The organism is Bacteroides muris (ex Afrizal et al. 2022), from assembly GCF_004793475.1.
In the GTDB taxonomy this organism is placed as follows: domain Bacteria; phylum Bacteroidota; class Bacteroidia; order Bacteroidales; family Bacteroidaceae; genus Bacteroides; species Bacteroides muris.
In genome coordinates, this window is record NZ_SRYZ01000013.1 from 57,472 (window position 1) to 80,075 (window position 22,604).

The 22,604-nt window shown below is 42.3% G+C and carries 23 protein-coding genes; 20 read left to right on the forward strand and 3 right to left on the reverse strand.

What is annotated here, in order from left to right:
- Positions 1–17: 17 nt before the first annotated feature.
- Both lipA and E5355_RS07875 read right to left on the reverse strand, forming a co-directional pair.
- Positions 18–884, reverse strand: a complete 867-nt coding sequence (gene lipA, locus E5355_RS07870) for a lipoyl synthase (RefSeq protein ID WP_136009900.1) — start codon at positions 882–884, stop codon at positions 18–20.
- Positions 885–950: 66 nt separating this feature from the next.
- On the reverse strand, positions 951–3,164 hold the full coding sequence (locus tag E5355_RS07875; RefSeq protein ID WP_136009901.1) for a S9 family peptidase: 2,214 nt from the start codon (positions 3,162–3,164) through the stop codon (positions 951–953).
- Between the two features lie 325 nt (positions 3,165–3,489).
- Here E5355_RS07875 and E5355_RS07880 point away from each other — a divergent pair, with 325 nt between their 5' ends.
- The 4 genes from E5355_RS07880 (at position 3,490) to E5355_RS07895 (ending at position 7,840) form a co-directional block, all read left to right on the forward strand.
- Complete coding sequence (locus tag E5355_RS07880) at positions 3,490–4,419, forward strand: TIGR01212 family radical SAM protein (RefSeq protein WP_136009902.1); 930 nt, start codon at positions 3,490–3,492, stop codon at positions 4,417–4,419.
- A gap of 61 nt (positions 4,420–4,480) precedes the next feature.
- On the forward strand, positions 4,481–5,680 hold the full coding sequence (locus E5355_RS07885; RefSeq protein ID WP_136009903.1) for an FprA family A-type flavoprotein: 1,200 nt from the start codon (positions 4,481–4,483) through the stop codon (positions 5,678–5,680).
- A 55-nt stretch (positions 5,681–5,735) separates the two neighbouring features.
- Entirely contained in the window at positions 5,736–6,548 is an 813-nt protein-coding gene (gene nagB / locus E5355_RS07890) for a glucosamine-6-phosphate deaminase (RefSeq protein WP_136009904.1), read from the forward strand.
- A 221-nt stretch (positions 6,549–6,769) separates the two neighbouring features.
- The gene (locus E5355_RS07895; protein WP_136009927.1) at positions 6,770–7,840 is read left to right on the forward strand and encodes a BF3164 family lipoprotein; all 1,071 of its coding nucleotides are present in this window, start codon (positions 6,770–6,772) and stop codon (positions 7,838–7,840) included.
- Positions 7,841–7,848: 8 nt separating this feature from the next.
- Here E5355_RS07895 and E5355_RS07900 read toward each other — a convergent pair whose 3' ends face one another.
- Complete coding sequence (locus tag E5355_RS07900) at positions 7,849–8,736, reverse strand: Rpn family recombination-promoting nuclease/putative transposase (protein ID WP_136009905.1); 888 nt, start codon at positions 8,734–8,736, stop codon at positions 7,849–7,851.
- Between the two features lie 300 nt (positions 8,737–9,036).
- On the opposite strand from E5355_RS07900, the gene E5355_RS07905 reads away from it, so the two are divergent.
- The 16 genes from E5355_RS07905 to E5355_RS07980 all read left to right on the forward strand — a co-directional run bounded on the left by E5355_RS07905 (position 9,037) and on the right by E5355_RS07980 (position 22,421).
- Positions 9,037–10,125 carry a winged helix-turn-helix domain-containing protein gene (locus E5355_RS07905; protein ID WP_136009906.1) on the forward strand — a complete coding sequence of 363 codons (1,089 nt, stop codon included), beginning with the start codon at positions 9,037–9,039 and terminating at the stop codon, positions 10,123–10,125.
- A 144-nt stretch (positions 10,126–10,269) separates the two neighbouring features.
- Positions 10,270–10,491: an NVEALA domain-containing protein gene (locus E5355_RS07910; RefSeq protein ID WP_136009907.1), complete on the forward strand. Its 222-nt coding sequence runs from the start codon at positions 10,270–10,272 to the stop codon at positions 10,489–10,491.
- 221 nt (positions 10,492–10,712) lie between these two features.
- Positions 10,713–10,940, forward strand: coding sequence for an NVEALA domain-containing protein (locus tag E5355_RS07915; protein ID WP_136009908.1), 228 nt, complete (start codon positions 10,713–10,715; stop codon positions 10,938–10,940).
- Between the two features lie 98 nt (positions 10,941–11,038).
- A complete protein-coding gene (locus tag E5355_RS07920) occupies positions 11,039–12,202 on the forward strand; it encodes a 6-bladed beta-propeller (RefSeq protein ID WP_136009909.1) in 1,164 nt (387 codons plus the stop codon).
- 376 nt (positions 12,203–12,578) lie between these two features.
- Positions 12,579–12,800: an NVEALA domain-containing protein gene (locus E5355_RS07925; protein ID WP_136009910.1), complete on the forward strand. Its 222-nt coding sequence runs from the start codon at positions 12,579–12,581 to the stop codon at positions 12,798–12,800.
- A gap of 217 nt (positions 12,801–13,017) precedes the next feature.
- A complete protein-coding gene (locus E5355_RS07930; protein WP_136009911.1) occupies positions 13,018–13,302 on the forward strand; it encodes an NVEALA domain-containing protein in 285 nt (94 codons plus the stop codon).
- 184 nt (positions 13,303–13,486) lie between these two features.
- Positions 13,487–14,644 (forward strand): 6-bladed beta-propeller, encoded by a 1,158-nt coding sequence (locus E5355_RS07935; protein WP_136009912.1) that lies wholly within the window; start codon positions 13,487–13,489, stop codon positions 14,642–14,644.
- A gap of 574 nt (positions 14,645–15,218) precedes the next feature.
- A complete protein-coding gene (locus E5355_RS19835; protein ID WP_246866909.1) occupies positions 15,219–15,524 on the forward strand; it encodes a DUF1573 domain-containing protein in 306 nt (101 codons plus the stop codon).
- An 82-nt stretch (positions 15,525–15,606) separates the two neighbouring features.
- Positions 15,607–15,990 (forward strand): 6-bladed beta-propeller, encoded by a 384-nt coding sequence (locus tag E5355_RS20315; protein WP_136009928.1) that lies wholly within the window; start codon positions 15,607–15,609, stop codon positions 15,988–15,990.
- 706 nt (positions 15,991–16,696) lie between these two features.
- Positions 16,697–17,728: a winged helix-turn-helix domain-containing protein gene (locus E5355_RS07950; protein WP_136009913.1), complete on the forward strand. Its 1,032-nt coding sequence runs from the start codon at positions 16,697–16,699 to the stop codon at positions 17,726–17,728.
- A 143-nt stretch (positions 17,729–17,871) separates the two neighbouring features.
- Entirely contained in the window at positions 17,872–18,096 is a 225-nt protein-coding gene (locus tag E5355_RS07955; RefSeq protein WP_136009914.1) for an NVEALA domain-containing protein, read from the forward strand.
- The gene (locus tag E5355_RS07960; RefSeq protein ID WP_136009915.1) at positions 18,080–19,144 is read left to right on the forward strand and encodes a BF3164 family lipoprotein; all 1,065 of its coding nucleotides are present in this window, start codon (positions 18,080–18,082) and stop codon (positions 19,142–19,144) included. The genes E5355_RS07955 and E5355_RS07960 overlap by 17 nt, the downstream gene beginning before the upstream one ends.
- A 208-nt stretch (positions 19,145–19,352) precedes the next feature.
- On the forward strand, positions 19,353–19,631 hold the full coding sequence (locus E5355_RS07965; protein WP_136009916.1) for an NVEALA domain-containing protein: 279 nt from the start codon (positions 19,353–19,355) through the stop codon (positions 19,629–19,631).
- A 31-nt stretch (positions 19,632–19,662) separates the two neighbouring features.
- Positions 19,663–20,721 (forward strand): 6-bladed beta-propeller, encoded by a 1,059-nt coding sequence (locus tag E5355_RS07970; RefSeq protein ID WP_136009917.1) that lies wholly within the window; start codon positions 19,663–19,665, stop codon positions 20,719–20,721.
- A 347-nt stretch (positions 20,722–21,068) separates the two neighbouring features.
- Complete coding sequence (locus E5355_RS07975) at positions 21,069–21,305, forward strand: NVEALA domain-containing protein (protein WP_136009918.1); 237 nt, start codon at positions 21,069–21,071, stop codon at positions 21,303–21,305.
- Between the two features lie 78 nt (positions 21,306–21,383).
- A complete protein-coding gene (locus E5355_RS07980) occupies positions 21,384–22,421 on the forward strand; it encodes a BF3164 family lipoprotein (RefSeq protein ID WP_168354294.1) in 1,038 nt (345 codons plus the stop codon).
- The last annotated feature ends 183 nt before the right edge of the window (positions 22,422–22,604 follow it).

A 22,604-nucleotide genomic window follows, 5' to 3' on the forward strand; every position in this document is an offset into this window, starting at 1 on the left:
GCAGGTTTAAATGTTTTCTATTTTACTTCTTTTTTTTGTATAAAATGAATCTGTTTTTCCGCATGATAAGAGGAGCGTACCAATGGAGCGCTTTCCACTTGCTGAAATCCTTTTTCCAATCCTCTCTTTTTGTAGAGTGCAAATTGTTCGGGAGTAATATATTCGGCTACCGGATAATGTTTGTGTGTGGGTTGCAGGTATTGGCCTATGGTCAGTATGTGGCAGCCCACCTGGCGAAGGTCGTCCATCAGTTCTTCCACTTCTTCCGGAGTCTCGCCCAGTCCTACCATAATGCCGGACTTGGTGGTAGTATTGCTTTCTGCAATCTGCCGTAACACTTCCAAGCTTGTCTCATACTTGGCGGCACTGCGTACGAGAGGGCTGATGCGGCGGACAGTCTCCATGTTGTGCGAAATGATTTCCGGTTGTGCATCGATGACTTGTGCCACGAGCTCCTTTCTCCCCTGGAAGTCGGGAATCAGTACTTCGACGGTGGTGTTCGGATTGAGCCGTTTGATTTCCCGGATGGTACGTGTCCAGTGCGATGCACCTAAGTCAGGCAGGTCGTCACGGTCTACAGAAGTGACGACCGCATGGGAGAGTTTCATCAAGGCAATGGATTCTGCCACGTGTGTGGGTTCGTCGGCATCTAGCGGCAAGGGCTTGCCGCTTGCCGTATTGCAGAATTTGCAACTGCGGGTACAGATATTTCCTCCAATCATGAAGGTTGCGGTGCCTTTCCCCCAGCATTCTCCCATATTAGGGCAACGGCCGCTGCTGCAGATGGTATGGAGGCAATGTGATTCAACAATGCGTTTGGTCTCGGTATAACGCTCGTTGGCACCGATGCTTATTTTGAGCCATTCCGGTTTGCGTACTCTCATGTTGGTTTAATGAAGGATGATGAATGAGGAATGATGAATGAAGAGTTCGTCATTCCTCAATTAAATTTATTTTAGCTCTTTATTAAAGAAGTTAGTCAACCGTGTGTACAGATGTAACCGGGTATTTCCTCCGTAGATACTGTGGTTACGGTTGGTGTATACCTGCATATCGAACTGTTTGCCGAGCTGTACCAGTTGTTCGGCATATTCGGCACAGTTCTGGAAATGTACATTGTCATCTGCCATGCCGTGTACCAGCAGCAGGTTGCCGTGCAGCTTGTCGGCACGGGTAAAGGCGGAAGTGGTCTTATAGCCTTCGGCGTTCTCCTTAGGAGTGCGCATAAACCGTTCACCGTAGACTGTGTCGTAGTAGTTCCAGTCGGTAACGGCAGCCACGGCTGCTCCGGCCTTGAACACCGGTGTTCCTTCACTCATGCTCATGATGGTAGTATATCCACCGAAACTCCATCCCCAGATACCGATGCGGTTTTTGTCCACGTATGGCTGGTTGCCCATGTAGAGGGCGGTTTCCACTTGGTCTTTGGCTTCCTTGATACCCAGGTTCAGATAGGTGCATTTGGCGAATTCGGCACCACGTCCTCCAGTGCCACGTCCGTCTACGCAGACTACAATATAGCCTTGTGATGCCATGTAGGTTTCCCAGCTTACACTGAACTTGTCAAGCACTTGCTGCGAACCGGGACCACTGTACTGGTACATCAGTACCGGATATTTCTTGCCGGCAGAGAAGTCGGCTGGTTTCATCATCCAGCCATTCAATGTGGTGCCTTCGGAAGTCTGGAAAGTAAAGAATTCCTTCCGGGGCATGTCATAGCTGCTGATTTCCTGCTTCAATGCCGCATTGTCCATCAGGGTGGCAAGAGTCTTGCCTGTATTGTCGTTCAGTGTAATGACGGTCGGTGTGTCCAGATTAGAATAACGGTTCATGTAGTACTTCATGTTCGCACTGAACTGCGCACTGTTTGTTCCGGCTTGTGACGATAGCTTGGTCTTTTTGCCTTTCCGGTCAATCTTGTAGATGGCACTGCGCATGGGGCTTTCCTCGTTGCTGCTGAAGTAGAAACTTCCTTCTTCGGGGTTGTAACCCAGGAACTCCTGCACTTCATATTGTCCGGTTGTCACTTGTTTCAGCAGATTGCCTCCTATGCTATACCAGTACAGATGGTTGTATCCGCTCTTTTCGCTGACAAAGCTGAAATTTTCCGGATAGAAGACTATGTTGTCGAATACATTTTCGCGGATATAGGTATCGCTTTCATCACGCAGAGCTAGTTTGGCTACTGTGCTGCGAGGATTGGCAAAGTATAGGTCGAACCGGTTCTGATGGCGGTTCAGAGTCATGACGGCAAGCTTGTTGGGGTCTTGAGTAAATCGGATGCGGGGGATATATCCGTCTGCATCTACCGGCACGTTTATCTTGCGGGTCACTTTCGACTTGATGTCGAAGGTATGTACGGATACCTTTGAATTTACTTCTCCCGTTTTAGGATATTTATAGGTGTATTCTCCCGGATACTTCTCGAAAGGTGTAAAATGGGGAGCTTGTCCGGCAAAAAGAGGGAAAGAATAGGAGGGAACATCTTTCTCGTCGAAGCGGATGAAAGCCAGCATTTGGCTGTCGGCACTGAATTCCAGCGCACGGTTGAAGGAGAACTCCTCTTCGTAAACCCAGTCGGGGATGCCGTTCAGCACCTCGTTCTGTTTTCCGTCTTCTGTCACCTGGCTTTCGCTGTTGCCGTAGAGCAGTTTTACAAGGAAGATGTTGTTGTCGCGTACAAAAGCCACCTGATTGCCGTCCGGTGAAAATACGGGCACTTGCTGAGGGCCGCCGTCCGAAAGCTTTTCCACAATATTGTTGATTTTACCGTCCAGATTGCGCTTTAGGCTGTAGATGTAATGCACAGCCGTATAGGAATGACGGTAGATAGGAGTTGTTTCGGTGGCAATGAGCAGCTTGCTTCCGTCCGGAGCAAAGCTGTAGCTGTCGAATGTCTTGAATGTGCATTCGCGTGCGGTGGCGGCATCAAACAGTACTTCCACGGGTTTTCCCGTCTTGAAGGAGTATTTGATGATTTGTGTTCTTGCCGCGTTCATCTGCGAATAGTGTTCTCCGTCTCCCGGGATGGGGATAACGCCGGAAATGTTCTTCGGAATGAACTTGCCCGATACGATTTCTTTCAAATCAAGAGCCTTGCCACTTTGGGCGAAACCTGCCAGCGTACAGAGGCAGAGGAGAAGTACGATGCTTATCTGTTTCATATATCTGTTTTATGCTTATCCGTTTCCATATTTGTTCTGGGGAACAAATATACGACAAAGGGAGGACTTATCGAAACAGCGGGCTAATTTTATTCTTTCTGAAAAAGAAAAAGTCTGTCCTGCTTCTGAATGTCTTTCGTTACAAGCACTTGACCTTGCTTTGATATACAGCAACGGTCGTGATGCCAGCCATATCGTGGTGAATTAGAACAGATGAAAACACTTTGTTTTATGTTCGTTAACAAATCGGGTGGAAACTATTCTTGTTTTTGCAGGTTCATCCCACGGAAAAATCCTATATTTGCCATTTACATAAGGAATATGTATGGAAACCAAATCTACGCTCTATAATGAGTTCCCTCTTTTTCTGAAGCGATATTTTTCCTATAAGGTACAGAAAATATCGCTGAATGCCGGTTTTACGTGCCCCAACCGGGATGGAAACAAAGGAGTCGGCGGTTGCACCTATTGTAACAACCAGACCTTCAACCCCGATTATTGCCGTACGGAGAAATCCATTACCCGTCAGCTGGAAGAGGGCAAGCAGTTCTTTGCGCACAAATATCCTGGTATGAAGTATCTCGCTTATTTCCAGGCTTATACCAATACGTATGGTGAGCTGGAAGACCTGAAGCGGAAATACGAGGAGGCCTTGTCGGCAGATGGAGTGGTGGGGTTGGTTATCGGCACCCGTCCGGACTGTATGCCTGACAGCTTGCTGAACTATCTGGAAGAGATGAACCGACATACATTCCTTTTAGTGGAGTACGGCATAGAGAGTACCGACGACAAGACGCTCTGCCGAATCAATCGCGGACATACTTTCTGTGCTACCGCTGATGCGGTGGAAAGAACCGCTTCGCGTGGAATCCTGACCGGTGGACATGTCATCCTTGGACTGCCGGGCGAGACGCATGAAAGTATCGTTGCACAAGCCAGTGTGTTGTCCCGTCTGCCACTCACTACCTTGAAGATGCATCAGCTACAACTGATAAGGGACACCCGTATGGCTCTGGAGTATCGGCAGCATCCCGAAGATTTCCATCTGTTTAATGTGGAGGAATATATCGATCTCGTGATAGACTATGTCGAGCATTTGCGGCCGGACTTGGTGCTGGAGCGCTTCGTCTCCCAGTCTCCTAAGGATCTGCTCATTGCACCCGACTGGGGATTGAAAAATTATGAATTTAATCACCGGGTTCAAAAAAGAATGAAAGAACTCGGTGCATATCAGGGAAAGAAGTATGAAATGTGAGAAAAAAGAATTATTTTTGCCGCAACTTTAAATGTGGAATCAATCTAAATAAAGAATAGTTATGAACCCAAAAACAATGATAAAGGGAAAAATCCACTATGTGGGAGTGAATGACCGCAATAAGCATTTGTTCGAAGGCATGTGGCCGTTACCGTATGGAGTTTCCTACAACTCTTACTTGATAGACGATGAAACGGTCGCCCTGGTCGATACGGTAGACGCCTGCTATTTCGAGGTATACCTACGCAAAATAAAGAGCATCATTGGTGAGCGTCCCATTCAATATCTTATCATCAATCATATGGAGCCGGACCATTCGGGTTCCATCCGTCTGATAAAGCAGCATTATCCGGACATCGTCATCGTGGGCAACAAGCAGACTTTCGGCATGATTGAAGGTTTTTATGGCGTGACGGGCGAGCAGTATATGGTGAAGGACGAGGATTTTCTGGCTTTGGGGCATCATAAACTCCGTTTCTATATGACTCCGATGGTGCACTGGCCCGAAACGATGATGACTTTTGACGAAACGGAAGGAGTCCTTTTCGCTGGTGACGGTTTCGGCTGTTTCGGCACTGTGGACGGAGGTTTCCTCGATACGCGCATCAATCTGGACAGATATTGGGAGGAAATGGTACGTTATTATTCCAACATCGTGGGTAAATATGGTTCTCCGGTGCAGAAAGCGCTGGCCAAGCTGGGCGGTCTGCCCATCTCCACCATTTGCTCTACGCACGGGCCGGTATGGACAGAAAATATATCCAAGGTTATCGGCATCTACGACAAGCTGAGCCGCTACGCCGCTGACGAAGGTGTGGTCATTGTTTACGGCTCCATGTACGGCAACACGGAACAGATGGCGGAAGCCATTGCGGCGGAACTTTCAGCACAAGGCATCAAGAACATCGTGATGCACAATGTGAGCAAGAGCAATCCTTCTTATATCATTGCCGATATCTTCAAGTATCGCGGACTTATTATTGGCAGTCCCACATACAGCAACCAGATTTATCCTGAGATAGAATCCTTGCTTTCCAAAATTCTGGTACGCGAAGTGAAGGGACGTTATCTGGGATACTTCGGCTCCTTCTGCTGGGCGGGTGCTGCCGTGAAGCGTATGAACGAGTTTGCCGAAAAGAGCAAGTTCGAGATTGTGGGCGACCCGGTAGAGATGAAGCAGGCCATGAAGGACATTACTTACGAACAATGTGAAAATCTGGCACGTGCCATGGCGGAGCGTTTGAAGAAGGATAGGAAGTGACAAAAATTAAAATAGAGAGTTACCCCTAATTTATTAACCTAATAAAACAATCACAATGAGACTAATCATTCAACCGGATTATCAATCCGTGTCAAAGTGGGCGGCACATTATGTAGCTGCCAAGATTAAGGCCGCTAATCCGACGCCTGAAAAACCGTTTGTGTTGGGATGTCCCACCGGCTCTTCTCCGCTGGGCATGTACAAGGAACTTATCGACCTGAACAAGAAAGGCATCGTGTCTTTCCAGAACGTAGTGACTTTCAATATGGACGAGTATGTAGGTTTGCCCAAGGAACATCCCGAAAGCTACTATTCCTTCATGTGGAACAACTTCTTCAGCCATATAGACATCAAGCCGGAGAACACCAATATCCTGAACGGCAACGCTGCTGATCTGGATGCCGAGTGTGCACGCTATGAAGAGAAAATCAAGTCCTACGGTGGCATCGACCTCTTCATGGGCGGTATCGGCCCCGACGGACATATCGCTTTCAACGAGCCGGGTTCTTCTCTTTCGTCACGCACCCGTCAGAAGACATTGACTACCGATACCATCATTGCCAATTCCCGTTTCTTCGACAATGACGTGAACAAGGTACCCAAGACTGCCCTGACCGTCGGTGTGGGTACTGTGCTCAGCGCCCGCGAGGTGATGATTATCGTAAACGGACACAACAAGGCACGTGCCCTCTATCATGCAGTCGAGGGACCTGTGATGCAGATGTGGACTATCAGCGCGTTGCAGATGCACGAAAAGGGAATCATTGTTGCTGATGACGCTGCTACCGATGAATTGAAAGTGGGTACTTACCGCTATTTTAAAGATATTGAGGCGGAGCATCTGGATGCGGAAAGCTTGCTGAAGTAAGCAGATAGCTGATGACTAATAGAAAGGCGCATTGACAGCTTGACTCAAGTCTTACTGCCAATGCGCCTTTCTATTAGTCACCATGGTTGTTTTTTTGGGGGGGGACGAATACTGAATAAAATTAAACGGACTCTAAATGTGAAAAAACAATGAAAAAGAAAATGTTATTTATGACTCTGTTTTTGGTGACGGCAGTAACTTCCTTTCAAAAGATAATAGCTATGCGGAACCTCATCGGCCTGTTCTTTCTGTCTGTAGCTTTGGCTGCATGTACCTCTGCTCCCCGTAATGAAGTATTGTCTTATACGGACTTTCCCCGTACATTGGAGCTGAAGGGAAGAACGCTTCCGCTGGATACCGCCCTATTCCGTTATCCTTTCCGCATTCGTGTGCAGGGAGACCGGGCAGTTGTGCTCGATTTGCATGGCGAGGACTGTTTCTGCCATGCTTTCAGCTATCCAGCTTTCTGCCCCCTTTCCTCTTTCGGCAGGCGTGGCGAAGCTCCCGGCGAGCAACTTTCCGCTGAAAATGTCCGATGGAGCGGCGATGGTTTGTGGATTCTCGATTCCAATAAGTCCGAATTGATCCGGTTTGGTTGTGCCCTATCCGGTGATTCATTGTCGCGTCAGGAATCGGTGAACCTAGATAAGGATATTCTCCGCGCCCTGGACTTTGTGGCGATGGATGATTCCACTTTCATCATTCCCGACTATTCGGGCGACAGTCGCTTCTGTCTGGTGAACCGGCAGGGCAGTCTGTTGCATAAACTGGGTGGAATCCCTTCTTCCAACGAGGACGCTTTAAAGAATGCCCGTCCGGCACTGGCGCAGGCATGGCGCAGCTTCATCGATTACAATTCTCGTAACGGTGTCTTGGCAGCGGTGACACAGTTTGGCGAGGTGCTCGAAATCTATCATCTGAAAGACAGCACCCGCACAGTGTACATTGGTCCTCACGGTGAGCCGGAGTTCAAAATTTCCCAGGGCTATGGTATCCCTACCAGCATCATGGGATTCAGCGATGTTCAGGTAACAGACAGCGCCATCTATGCCGTGTTCCACGGACGTTCTTTCAAGGAGATGGCACAGAATGCCCGGCAAGGCATCCATGTGGATGGCGGTCAATACATTTATGTGTTTAGCTTGAAGGGCGAACCGCTCTGTAGCTATGTGCTTGACCATTTTGTTAATGGCATCTCTGTGGATGAGCAGCAAGGCATCATCCTTGCTACGGATGTGAACAAGGACGAACCTGTCATAGAGTATCGCCCTCTTCATCGACTTTTCCGATGAAACCGGTTTTATAGTTTATTGATTTCCTCTACTTTCAATCCACTGCATCGCGCAATGACATCAACAGGAATGCCTTCCGCTTTCATTCTCAAGGCCATCTCTCGTTTTCCTTCTTCTTTTCCTTCTTTCCTTCCCACGGCTCTCCCTTCTTCTCTTCCTTCTTCTCTTCCTTCGGCACGTTCTGTATTGATATTGTCTCTCAGAATCACTACATTGTCCAGGTGCCTGTAATAAGCTTTGAGCTCATCTTTTTTCAATTTGTCCAGCTTCAGGCGTTCCCTGGCTTCGGGCAGGCCCGGGGCGGTCGCATCTTCGGGGATTTCGCCGGTGTTCAGGAAGTAGATCCATTGCTCGAGGGGTACTTTTGACCATCGGTTGAAGTCGTTCACCTTCAGGATGTAGTATTCGGGGTAGAGTTGGCTCACTTCGCTGACCTTGAACGTCTGCCTTTGGAAAGGCGAGAGCTGCAGTAGCTCGTTGTTGTGCATTCCTCGGAACTCCGTTTTCCCTTGATAGACAAAGTCCGTACCGCTTCCCAGTGCGAAGTAAACGATGTTTATGCTGTATATCTTTCTGATTTTCTCGTATCCTTCCCCCCGGTTGATGTACTCGGTCACCAGCTTGGAAGTTCCGAACAGCATCCTTTGGAAGTAGGCATATTCGTTGTTGTTCTGTATCTCGAAGAGAATCAGTTCCCCCTTCTCGTCTTCTGCCAGCAAGTCCACCCGGTTGTACTTGTCATACTCGCTTTCCTGGTTGCTTTCGCTCTCCAGCAGCCGCTTGATGGTTATTTTCTCTTTCAGCAGTGTTGTCATGAGCCCTTCGAGCACGGCAAAGTTTGCTTTGTCGCGCAGCAGCCGTTTCATGGCCCAGTCAAAACGGATATAGTTGGACATGGTTCTGTTTTTTTAATTCGCGGTTCAATACTGTTCGGCTATATACAGCCTGTTGCAAAGTAAAGAATTAAAATCCTAATAGACAAGGAAGAGGGGAGTAAACTTGAGTTAAATATACTTCAGTTGGAGTTTTAGAGGGTAAGTCCCGTTGCCTATGCTGTCGGAAGTGTGGCTTTTGCTTCCCGGCTGCGGGTACTTTTTTTCTTGGGAGGAGTGTGAAATTCATGCTTGCTGTTTTTTAAAGGATTAGGAATAAATGCTTAACTTTGTGACCGAAAACAGTTTATCCATGAACCGACCATGAAAAAAGAATATTGGCAGCTGCTATTGATATACGCGTTTATAGGCATTGTGGCGGCGGGAGTCACCGGCTGGTTTCTGTATCAGTACCGGCTGGAATACTGGCAGACACAGGCGCGTGATGCCTTTCGTTCGGCTTTGCAGGAAGAGACGCAGAAATGGAAGGGTATTCCTATGTATCTTCATCTGTCAGGTGGCTTTCGATTGCCGGATGACTCTACTGACATTAAGAAGGAACCAATCAAGCTTTTGCTGACAAGCGAATATGGCCAGAAAGAATTTTGGGTTCCTTATGAGAAACACGCCCGTAATATGGAACGGTCTCGTGATACGAGAGGAGCCCATTCTTATCTCCTGCATGTCTCTCCTCTGAGTGCCGATTCATTGAATCTGTTCTGGAAGAACCGGTTGGCTGCGATGGGATTTCCCGGAACAACGGCTGTGCGCATTTCTGTGTCCGACTGGCAAGAGCACGAGTCTTATACTTACTCCGAAGATTCCCTTTATTTGTCGGAATCGGATAGCTTGTTCACTTATTATTTAGGACTTCGATGTGAAGTCGGCATGACCGGCTACCTTTATCATTCCTGGTGGATGGTTCTTTCCCGGAAAGACAAGGTCTTGTTGGCAGTTTTGGTGGCTTCCTGCATACTCTTGTTTTTTATACAGGAGTATGTGAGTAAAGTCTATCATCGTTTATTCGTCAAGGAAAAGCACATCGTGGTAGAAAAGGAGGTTCCGGTAGTTGCCGGTCACGGGAATCCTTCACATATTTATCAGTTGGAAGCAGGTGTATATTTTGATGCTGCTTCCCGCTTGCTGAAGAGGGGGGATGATGTTGTAAATTTGCCTCCACTGCTTGCCCGGTTGCTGCAAGGCTTTTTGGATGCTGAAGATAATAGGCTGTCCAATGATGAAATCCTGCATTTATTGTGGCCGGATGGTAGTGGTAGCTCGAATAAAATGTATCAGAATATAAGAAGATTGCGTGACTGTCTGTCGCTGGTCTCCTGTTGTATCATTGAGCGTGGAAATTTTACTTATCAGTTGAAAATCCCCTATTTCATCGAGGGGAATGCCGGAGAATAGTATCCTACTCACAATCTTATAATTTCTTATATTCCTTGTTCTTTCCCGAATATAAGACATTGTAAGGCCGGAAATTTGGATATGACTTTTGTTTTCCATTAACTTTATCCTATCATTCAAAATAAATACTAAATGTGGAAAACAATGAAAAAGAAAATTCTATTTATTGCTTTATTTTTGGCGGCAGTAGCCGCTTCCTTTCAATGGAGTGTTGAACACGAAAACCTGGATAGCCTGATGTTGGAAAACATAGAAGCTTTGGCATCAGGTGAGGGGCACGTAAATATCAGTTGTTTTGGCCTTGGTTCCGTGGATTGTCCGAGTTCCCATGTGAAAGTGTATTTAGTACAAGAAGGAGGTTATTAGGAAAAAGGAATATGAATATGAAAAGGGCTGGAGAAGAGCGGACGGTAGACGTTTTGTTGCCACTTTACGAACCCGTCCGTTCCGTACCCCACCCCGGAAAGGAGGTTTCGGCAAAGATAACGATTTAAATTGAACGGGCAATATGTTTGCTTCTTCCGTTGAAAGGATAGATACGGAAATAGATAAGAATTAAAAAGAATAAATTTGAAAGTAGAAAAACAATGAGAAAGAAGATTATGAAAGTTGCATTTGTTGCCGTATTTGCAGCTGTGGCAGGATATGGAGTTTATATGAATCAGAGAACAGAAGCAATGTCGGATTTGATGCTGGCTAATGTGGAGGCGTTGGCAAGTGGGGAATCTGATTATAATAGCAAAGTGTGGGAACGTTACTATCGCCCTGAAGGGGATGGATATAATTGTACTAAAACAGGAAATGAGACGTGTTGAAAAAATATAGTTTTTCCTGAATTGTAATGTAAGAAATGAGATGATAGCTTTTCATACATTGTTAAGCTATCATCGTCCTTCCTATTCATGTAAATTTAATGTTGAAGATGATAAAATCGCTTATTTGCATTTATTTTGCAGGCCTTATATGTTTATTGATGGGTTGTAGTAGACCTAATGTAGTGAGTAGTACAGCCGCAGAGGTTATTGATTTTGGAAATTTGAAATCGGTAAATGCTGCAGAGTTGATTTCGGTATGTTCTTATGTTGCATTGGAATCCTCGGAAAATTCATTAGTGGGTAATATCGGTCAAATAGAAATCTGTGGCAATCGCATATACATACTTGATAACAAGATGAATACATTTAATGTGTTTGGCATGGATGGAAAATTTGTTATGAAGTTAGAAGGTCATGGAAATGGACCGGGAGAGTTTATATCTCCTCATTCTTTTTGGATTGACAAGCATGGGCATGTTCTGATTTTGGATAGACAGTTGAATAGGTTGTTGAAATATCGCTTGACTGATTTGAAATATATCGGTGATGTAACGCTTCCCGCGCCTTCACCGTTGTCTTTTGCTGCAATGCAAGATTCAGGAATGTATATATATTATTATCCTTTGAGGCAAAATGATGTCTTTTCTGGTAAACAGTTTGTTGTGGCTAATGAAAAAGGGGACGTAGTCCGTACATTTTATGACGCTCCGCTAACGGGGAAAATACTTCATGGTTGTCCTGCTAATTTTTATATGTTTAATGAGAGTTTGAGGGTTTATCCTTACTTCAGCAATCAGGTATATGAATTGAGCGGGAATTCTTTTGATGCTTGTTATGAATTCTCTTGGGGAAAACAGAAATTCCCTCCTTTGGAATTGTTCCAAAAACATGATACTTCAGGAGATGTGATGAAGGAAATATTGACAGGTGAGAATGATTGGATTAGACTTCTTTATGTGTATGAAACCAATCAAATGTTGGTTGTGAAGTATTATATAAAGAGAGATTTGTATTTATCAATCCGGGATAAAAAAGAGAATAGAACAGTTAATGTTAAAAGTGATATGATTGTTGATGATTTAGGACTTGGCGGAAGATTTCCCTTGCCTATGGCTGTTTGTGACGGTCTATTCGTGGGTGCCATTACTCCATTTGATGTTGTCAAGGAAGATGTCCAAGATAAGCGTCTGGAGGATTTGTTGGATAGCAAATCAGAGGAAAGTAATCCCATTCTCGTTTTTTATCGCTATTTGACAATATGAAGCGTGAATGCGTTTTTGGGATGCTGAAGATAATAGACTTTCCAAGGATGAAATCCTGCATTTATTGTGGCCGGATGGTAGTGGTACTCTGGATAAGTTGTATCAAAGTATAAAAAGATTGCGCGACTGCCTGTCGAAGATTTCAGTTTGTACAATAGAACGTAAGATTTCCGCTTATCTATTGAAAATCCCCATTTCATCGGAAAAAATACCATCAGAATAACATCCTGACATTATCTGACATTGCCTGACAATTTCTGACAATTTCTTTTCTTGCTTGATTGTCAGATATTGTCAGGATGTAAATTTGGATATGACTTTTGTTTTCCATTAACTTTACCCCATTATTCAAAACAAATAATAAATGTGGAAAACAATGAAAAAGAAAATTCTATTTATGTTTTTATTTTTAGTGGCAGTAGTCGCTTCCTTTCAATTGGGTGCTGAACGCGAAAACCTGGACAGCCTGATGTTGGAAAACATAGAGGCTTTGGCGTCGGGTGAGGGGCACGTATCAATTGATTGTTTGGGAAGCGGTTCCGTAGATTGCCCGATTTCTCATGTGAAAGTATATTTAGTATCCGAAAGTGGCTATTAAGAAAAAGGAAGAAATGAATATAAAAAGGGCTGGAGAAGAGCGGACGGTACACGTTTTTTGACACTTTACGACCCCGTCCGTTCCGTAACCCACCTTGGAAAGGAAGTCTCGGCAAAGATAACGATTTAAATTGAATGGGCAATATGTTTGCTTTTCCGTTGAAAGGATAGATACGGAATGTTAATCTTAATCAGTAATTTTTTTTAAGATAAATAGTATGAAGAAAATAGCAAAAGCTACTTTAGTAGCAGTAGTTGCCGGATATGGCATTTATTCTAATCAGAAAGTAGATAATATGTCGGATTTGATGCTGGCTAATGTGGAGGCATTGGCAAGATATGAGTTGCCGGAAGTAGATATAGCCTGTGGCAGTTCGGAAGGAAAATGCTGGGGAGATGATGGCTATGAATATACTTGGACTCCATTTGGTGGATTTAAAGTAACTCGTTGTAAATTTGTAGGCTATACTTGGGTGAGTTGTATACCTGGGTTGCCGGCATAATTTGAAGTATTTTGATTGTTTTTGGGAGATATTATTTTGTTTTGATTATTTGTCATTTAAGAAACATATCTCCTCTCAACTTTTTCATTTAGCCCGCATCATTTATGAATAGGAATTTGAATTAATTCCTTTGGAAAGGTCTGCTCTTTAATTTTTAGATGTGAAATTTTAATCCATAACTGAAATGTATAAAGTTGTGTTTGGGTGTTTAGTTGTCTTTTTTTGTTTATGGGGATGTGTCAATAAGTATGATTCTATTATTGACACTGATGCGGCTTGTATTACTGTCAATCCGAATAATTCAGAAAAGTTAGATATAGAGGCTATTTTTTCTTCTATAGAAGTGACAGCTTTAGAAAGTTCAGAAGCATCGTTATTTGGTAAATGCGATAAAATGCTTTTTAAAGAAGGGAAATACTACATATTAGATAGAAAAGAGGCCTGTATCTATGTATTCAATGCAAATGGGACTTTTTTGAGAAATAGCAAAAGCAAACAAGGTGATGGTCCCGGTGAATATCACTGTATAGTAGATTTTGATATTTCTAAAGATAAGCATATTGAAATTTTGGATGTATCAGCATATAAAATTATGATATATGATGATGAATTTAATTTTTTAGATGAAGTTGAAATACCAAAAGATTTGTATCCCATAAGTACTTTTAAATGTTTGAATAATGAGTTATATGCCTTTTATTCTTCTTTCTCATCCACATCCAATGCGAATGATAGAATGAATATTTATTCTTTCAAACAAAATCGTATAGTAGAAAGTACAAAAGGTTATATTTATATTCCTTCTTTGAGGATTGGTGTTACTCAACCATATTCTTTTTATGAGTCTGAGGGAGATGTTTTTTTCTCTTTTCCTTATCCTAATGATAAGGTGTATAAAATAGAAAAAAATGAAGGTCATATAAAAGAGGTAATTCGTTATAATTTTGGAAGTTGTTCTTTCCCCTTTGAGAAAATAGATTCTCATAAAGCTATTTTTGAAGATATTATTAAGGGAAGTGGAAAATATGCTTTCCCTATTTGTCGATGGGAAAATAAGAATTTTTTATTTACATTTATTATGTATCAAGAAAAGCAACATCTTCTTCTTTATAAAAAGGATTCAGAACGGTCCAACCTTTATTCATGTACATTTAATAATGGTGAACTACTATTACCCCCAATCTATGTAGATAATGATTTTTTATATGTAATAGCCGAACCCAGTTGGCTGGAATATTTAGTATCCAAAAAATTATTGGTGGAAACTGCTACTATAGATACAATAAACAACATTAAAGAAGATGATAATTCGGTAATCTTAAAATATCGTTTGAAAAAATGAAATATTTATATGTGTTTCTATGTTTGCTTATTTTTTGTATGTGTTCTGTTCCAGAACGAGAAAGCATTGTGAATTTAACAAAAGAGTGGAGCGGAAAACAACTTCTATTTCCTCAGGAGTTTGTTTTGGATGTGTATTTGGATGATTCATAATTAGTTATAATAAGGTTGAATTCCAGCAAAATGCCATATTGATATATATAGATTCTATAGGTTGCATGAGCTGTAAAATGAATTTGCCAGAGTGGGCTAATTTTATAATAGAGTTAGATTCTATTTCTAATAAAACAGTCCCATGTCTATTCATTTTTAATCCTAAAAAAAATGGCAAAGAACGGGTGGTAAGTTTATTGAGGCGAGTTCATTTTTCATATCCAGTGTGTATTGATGAAAAGGATTCTTTTAATCTTCTGAACAAATTTCCTAAAGATAATCGTTTTCAAACTTTTCTGTTAGACAAAAATAAGAAGGTCGTCGCTATCGGAAACCCCATCAACAACCCCTAAATAAAAGAACTCTATCTAAGGATTATCCGAGGCAGAGAGATCGGTGAAGAGAAGGAAAGCAAGCAGATAATGACCGAGGTTGGTATGGATGCGACTTCCGTGACCTTGGGCAGTTTCGACTGGCATAAGGAGCAAAAGGCGACCTTCACTTTGAAGAATACAGGCGGCAGCCCTTTGGTGATACAGGATGTCACCACCTCTTACGGCTGCACCACCGTATCCTATTCCAAGGAACCTGCCCAGCCGGGCAAGGAGATAACACTGGAGGCGGTCTATAAGGCGGAGCATCCGGAACACTTCTCCAAGACCGTCACCGTGTATTGCAATACGGCCTCCTCGCCGATACGGCTGTCCCTGTCGGGAGATGCAAAATAATATTTTACCTGTTTATCGGTGAACTTTATGTGGATATTCAGGGCTTTATATGCGAAGGGATGTGGCTTGGTGGATTTAGAGTATAGAAAAATCTGCCAACAATAGAAATTATATCCCGAATTTGTTGGAGTCGCCATACATTGCATTTTATCATGTTTATGAGAATGACCAATCGTTCTGTGTACCGTATTATGTGAATAAAACAATGTATTTCGGGTTTTATGATAAGCAAAGAAAAGTTTCTTACAGCTTTTCTCAAGAAAGACTCCAGTCGGAACTTCAAATAGGAGCTTTTAGTTCTCCAAGCGGAATAACTCAAGACGGTGCTTTTATATCTTTACTTCGTTCCGGGTTACTTTTGCAACTGCATGAGAGTGGATCCAAGATAAATGATGATTTGATGAAAATACTGGAGAATTCAAATGAAGATGATAATCCGATTCTGTTCATATACTCCTTAAAGTAGTGAAGTGGAAGTTTGTACCTACGGATATATTTGATTCTATTAGAATTAAATTATTGAAAATAAATCCTTTATTACTAATTCCTTTTGTCGTTTACTTTATTTCGTGTGGAAAAATGAGGAAGGAAATAATAAGGAGCTGATACGGTTTATTCACTGAAAGTGAATATAAGATTATTACGTATGTTGATTCGGTAGGTTGTACAAGTTGTAAGTTAAGATGGCTCAATGAAGAAAATTTATTTGTCAGTTAGATTCTGTGGGGGATGTTCCTGTTTGTTTCTTTTTGTATCCTAGAAACAGGAAGGAGTTAGAGTATATTTTAAAACTGAATAATTTTTCTTATCCTGTTTGTATTGATGAACAAGATTCTTTGAATAAACTTAACCATTTTCCATCAGATATAATATTTCAAGCTTTTTTACTTGATAAAAATGATAAAGTAGTAGCTGTTGGCACCCTGTCCACGATTCTAAAATAAAAGAATTTTATCTGAGAATCATCCTGAAAAATAGTGCATTACACATTAACAGCCTTATACTATTCGTCATCAGCTTCGCTCAAAGCCTCTTCTGTTTTTTCATTAAAGTATAGTCAGAGCGAAGCGAAGAATCCCTTCCCTCTGTATTCATAAAGGGAGCAGATTCTTTGCAGAAAAAACTATCTTTGCACGTAGTTATGATTTACCGCACGAAAAAAGCCACACGATATGAAAATAAAGTTTAAGGCAAAGAAGTCCATTGGAACCATATGGGCAGGCGCTACCACAGTGGTAGCACTTGCCTGGGTAATAACCCTGTATAGTAATGTACGCCAAGGGCGTACTGAAGTGAAAGCAATGGCGATACAGACGCTGCGCAAGGTTGCGGAACAGGCGGTGAGCCGAGAGTTTGATAGGCTGGGGGAATACTATCTATCTTGGCATAGTGCAGGAAAGAAGAATCTCAAGCGGAAAGCCGTATCGACCGAAGGCGTATTTGAAATAGAGATAGATTCCTTGAAAGAGGCGCAAGGACTATACCCCCTGGATCTGATAGGAAGCAAAGCCGATATACTAAACTGCTATGGTAAGTTCCCATTGGAAAAGATGGGGGCAGAGTGGAAAAACGAAACGAGTGCCAAGTATGGCGGAGCACGGTTTGCCCTCTCTTTAAAGGTGCAGCCATTAGGGAAAGATAGTTGCCGGGAATCGTTTGCGGGGGACGAAACCATTCTGGTCCCGAAATACGCTTTGGGCACTTACTATTTAGACGGTATGTATACCATGACCCTGACCGCCTATATGCAGTTTTCCGCTTGGCGTTGCGTGGACTGGACTGATACACTGTTTTTGGTGCTCTCCGGCCTCTTTTTGTTCAGCGCGTTGGCGGGGCTGGCTATGTATGTTTGGTCCCGGCTGCCTACGAAAGAAGAAAATACAGATGCAGTGCTCACCACTTGCCGGTTTGGAGAGTATGTATTCGATGTCGTAAACCATACGCTGACCTATCGGGAAGAAGAAGGCAAAGCGTGCACGCCGCAAACCGCCAAATTACTCTTAGGCTTTGCCAAGAGTCCCGACCTCCTATTGACAAAAGCGGAAATTGCCGAAATCTGCGAGTGGCAACCAACGGACTCAAACATAAATGAACGCCGCCGGAAAGCCATCAGCATGGTGAAGAAACTGTTCAGTGCGGACGATTCTGTTCAAATTCGTTTTGTGTCGAAGCTAAAAGGATATAAAATCTTCATTTCTGAATAATGCTGATTATAAATGCTTTAAGAGGTTTTTGCGGGGCGTGATTTTTTTTTCACGCCCCATTCTCGTATATTACTGATGGTTAAATTGGTGTTTTCTAACCTTTCCTTTTACCTTTGCTGCCGTAACGAAAAATAAAAAACAAGATGAAAACAATTAAAGTGAAATTAGTAGGCGGAATGGTCGTTTGTGCCCTTTCGTTTTTCGGCTATTCTCAAATTAACCATGCAGAAAAGTTGGACGATTTGTTATTAGAAAACATAGAGGCATTGGCCGACGATGAGGTTGAAATAAATGGAAAATGTATCGGAAGCGGTTCAATCCCTTGTCCTCGTTCAAATGAAGGAGTAAAACATGTACTTTATTATTAAAATTCATATCATGGCGCTCTCCGTTTTTCTCCTTTCCTCTTGCGCTTTAAAGCCTACGGAAGCCTCCGTTGCTTACGGTGATTTTCCGCAGACCATTGCGTTGAAAGGAACAACGGTGCCGGTAGACACCGCCTTGTTCCGCTATCCGTTCCGTATTCGGGTGCAGGGCGATAAGGTTGCAGTAATGGATTTGCACAGTACAGACCACTTCTGTCACCTTTTCCATTATCCGGACTTTCGCTATCTGGCATCTTTGGGCAAGAGGGGCGAAGCTCCCGGTGAGGTGCTTTCATCGGAAAATATCCGATGGAATGGGGAATTTTTGTGGTTGCTCGATACCGGTAAATCGGAAATTAATAGGTATGGGGTGTCGTTGTCCGGCGACTCGCTTTCTCGTCAGGAAGCGGTAAAAATAGATGAAGAGGTACTTCGCACTTTGGACTTTGTGCAGTACGACGACTCCACTTTCATCATTCCCGACTATTCCGGTGACAGCCGTTTCTGCCTGATTAATAGGAAAGGACATCTGCTCCGTAGGGTTGGCACTATACCTACCGGCAATACCGATGCTTTGCAGAACGCCCGTCCTGCGCTGGCGCAGGCATGGCGTAGCTTCATTGACTACAATCCGCGCAACGGCGTGCTGGCAGCAGTCACCCAGCTGGGTGAAGTGCTCGAAGTCTATAACTTGAAGGACAGTACGCACGTGGTGCGCATCGGTCCTCACGGTGAACCGGAGTTCAAGGTTGCCGAAGGCTATGGTATTCCTACGGGCATTATGGGTTTTAGCGATGTGCAGGTCACGGACAAAGCCATTTATGCCGTGTTCCACGGACGCTCTTTCAAGGAGATTATGCAGAACGCTCAAAAAGGCATCCAGGTAGATGGCGGGCAATACATCTATGTATTCAGTTTGCATGGCGAGCCTCTTTGCAAATATGTGCTCGACCACTATATTTATGGTATATCTGTGAATGAGTCGGAAGGAATCATCTATGCCACAGATGTGAACCAAGATGACCCGATAATGAAGTATAAGATGAAATAAAAAAGGGAAAATATGAAAGGGACTGGAGAAGAGCGGACGGATAACGTTTTGTTGGAGCATGACGACCCGTCCGTTCCGTAACCCACCTTGGAAAGGAAGTCTCGGCAAAGATAACGATTTAAATTGAACGGGCAATATGTTTGCCTTTCCGTTGAAAGGATAGATACGGAACAGAATAATTGAAATCTAAAAATCAAAAGAAATAACAATGAAGAAAATAAAGAAAGTAGCTTTTGTTGCCGCATTTGCAGCAGTGGCAGGATATGGAGTTTATACGAATCAGAGAACAGAAACAATGTCGGATTTGATGTTGGCTAATGTGGAAGCGTTGGCGAGCGGAGAATCAGATGCAGATCCAAATACTTTTTATGGTTATAAAGCAACTAATTGTTACGATGGTGATAGGCTTGTTGGTGCTACATGTGCTCAAACTCAACCCGGTGATGAATGTAAGCGTTCTGCTGTTTGGGGAAAATGCAATAAATAAGTAGCCGGTTAAATAGAAAGGAAGGAGTGTTATGAAAATAGAAGGTAAAGTCGTAATTATGTGTAGAATTATTGCTTGCGTTTTGTCTTTGTTTTTGATGTTAATCTCTTGCTCTGAAAAAATAGAAAGAGTGAGTAAATATCCGGATTTACTGAATGAAGCTGTTGATACTATCGCTTATTCCCAATTCGTTGATTCAATAAAGTATATACCTTTGGAGACAACGGATGCATGTCTGATTGGGAACATCACTGATGTAGAAATTAGTGAAGAACACATATTTGTTCTCGATCTGCAAATGCAGACAGTCTGGATTTTTTCCAGAGACGGTAAGTATCGGGGACAAGTGTTTCATAAAGGTGATGCTCCCGGGGAATATGTAAACATGTGTCAGTTTGAATATGATGAAAGTAACAGGCAAATTGTAGTTCTGGATTTATGGACACATTCCCTTCTCTTTTATACTCTTGAAGGCAAGTATTTGAAAAGTATCGGATTGGAGATTAGTGCCTTTGACTTTAAGATACTTCCTTCAGGTGGCTATGTTATCTCTTTGGCCGGTGCCGACAATAAAGAGGCCGGAATTTATTATTTGGATGCTTCAGGTAAGGTTGTGAGTCAATTGGTAGGCCGTAACCAAGAACATCTGATTTATATGAATTCGGATTGGGACTTATGTTCTATCAAGAATGAGATATGTTTTATGGCTCCCAACTTGGATAACGAGGTTTATCATTTTGATGGCACAGAATTGGATACGATACAGTCTTTTTGTATGAAACCTGAAATAAAACATAGCTATAAAAGGAATGTCTCGTTGGAACACATGGAAGATTTTGTCCGAACCAGATATATCGAAAGTGAGAAATGGCTGTTTGCTGCATATTGGTGTGCAGTTTTTGATCTTCGATATTTTTTATATTCAAAAGCAGCGGATGAGTATCTGATTGGCAAATACCTGAAGAATGATTTGGATGGTGTCCAATGCTCCGGCAAGACATCCATGACAAAAGAAAATACATTTCTATTTTGGTGTGCTCCTGAAGAAGACCGAAACCCGATACTCCAGATATTGTATCTGAAAAAATAAGATAGTCTGATTGCTCATGTTAACTATATCTTGCGGCAGGACCTTATAACTTTGAAAAGGGTTAGTGGACGGAAAGTAGTCATTTTTGCTACAGACGTGGATAAGGATGAGCCGATAATAAAATATAACATGAACTATAAAGGAAGAATATAAAACATGGATGGAGAGGAACGGACGGCATACGTTTTTTTGACACTTTACGAACCCGCCCGTTCCGTAACCCACCCCGGAAAGGAGGTCTCAGCAAAGATAACGATTTAAATTGAACGGGCAATATGTTTGCCTTTCCGTTGAAAGGATAGATACGGAATGGAATAATTGAAATCTAAAATTCAAAAGAAATAACAATGAAAAAAATAATGAGAATTGCTTTTGTTGCAGCATTTGCAACAGTTGCCGGATATGGAGTTTATACGAATCAGAGAACAGAAACAATGTCGGATTTGATGTTGGCTAATGTGGAGGCATTGGCAAGTGGAGAGGCCAGCGTTAAAGATTGTGTTTCTGCTGATTCAGACTGTATTCTGTTGCATCCAACTGATCCTTCAAAAGATGAAACGCAGTCGAAAGCTAAATGGCCCTAAATAGAGAGTTGGAGGATATACATTTAGAGGATTATTAATACATCTTTTGAATGTGTGTCCTCTTTAAAAGAAATGAAAATGAAACGAATATTAGTTCTTATAGCATGTATCATGCTTCTTATGTCATGTCGTTCGTCAATGACAGATATTGATGCCTTTGAAGTAGTAACGGAAATAACTGATTATGATAGTTTGTTTTCAGATAAAGAGACCCCTTTAGGAGTAATTGTCAATCTGGAAGTTAGAAATGGTATAATAGTTACTGAACATGGAAATGATGAGTATAATTTTTCATTTATTGATGCGAGTACCGGCAATCTGTTGAAGCGATGGGGGAAACGAGGAGAAGGAGACAATGAATTTATTGATTTTGGCAATGGGTTTGTATTGACCGACTCTTTGCTCATCTTTCAGGAACGAATGCGAAAAATGATATGTTCAGTTTCCGTTACTGACATATTAGATGAGGGACGCGCTTCTATTGCTACGAAAGAGTCTTATCCATATACGGTTGATTTTCGTCCATTGATTTTTAATATAGTAAATGGAAAAAAGATTTTTGCGGGTTGTTTCAAGACTGGTCGTTTAGGTGTGATAAATTCGAGAAACGAGATTATGGAATGTCCTTTTGAATATCCGTTTTCCACAGAACCATTGGCAGGTGTTATGAGGGGAAGTGTATTTCAATGTAAAATAAAGTCAAATGAAAAGCAAAGAAAAACTATTGTGCAAACTTTAGCTTCTGATGTTTTTGAAATATATCAATGTTCCGATACGGCACTTAGCAGGATTTATGTAAGTCCTTTTAATAATCCTCCTAAATTAAGAAAGAGCGGTAATCGCTATGGTATAGATTATGATGAAAGTATTGCAGGGCTGATGAAAATGGCCGTATCGGATGATTTCATTTATTTTACATACTCATCGTTGAGAAGTAATGAAAAAGAAAGGTTGGGTAACTCTGTGAATGAAATCCTTTGTTTTAATTGGAATGGCGAGAAAGTGAGAAAATATCTCCTTCCTATTCCCATAACCTCTTTCTGTGCTGATAAACAGTATATTTATGGGATTTGTAATAATGAAGAGGAAACTATTATCTATAGATTCAAATTATAATGGATGAAACGGCAAGTGAACTGAATGAATTGTGCAGGGTAGATTGTCTATTTGATGGCTTGGAAAATGAACGAGATAGAATACTGGGATACGGGATAGGCAGAAAATAATATATATTTAATTTTTGTCATGTACTTAAGTATTTACTACAAAAAGATGGCTATTAGGAAAAAAGAAATATAA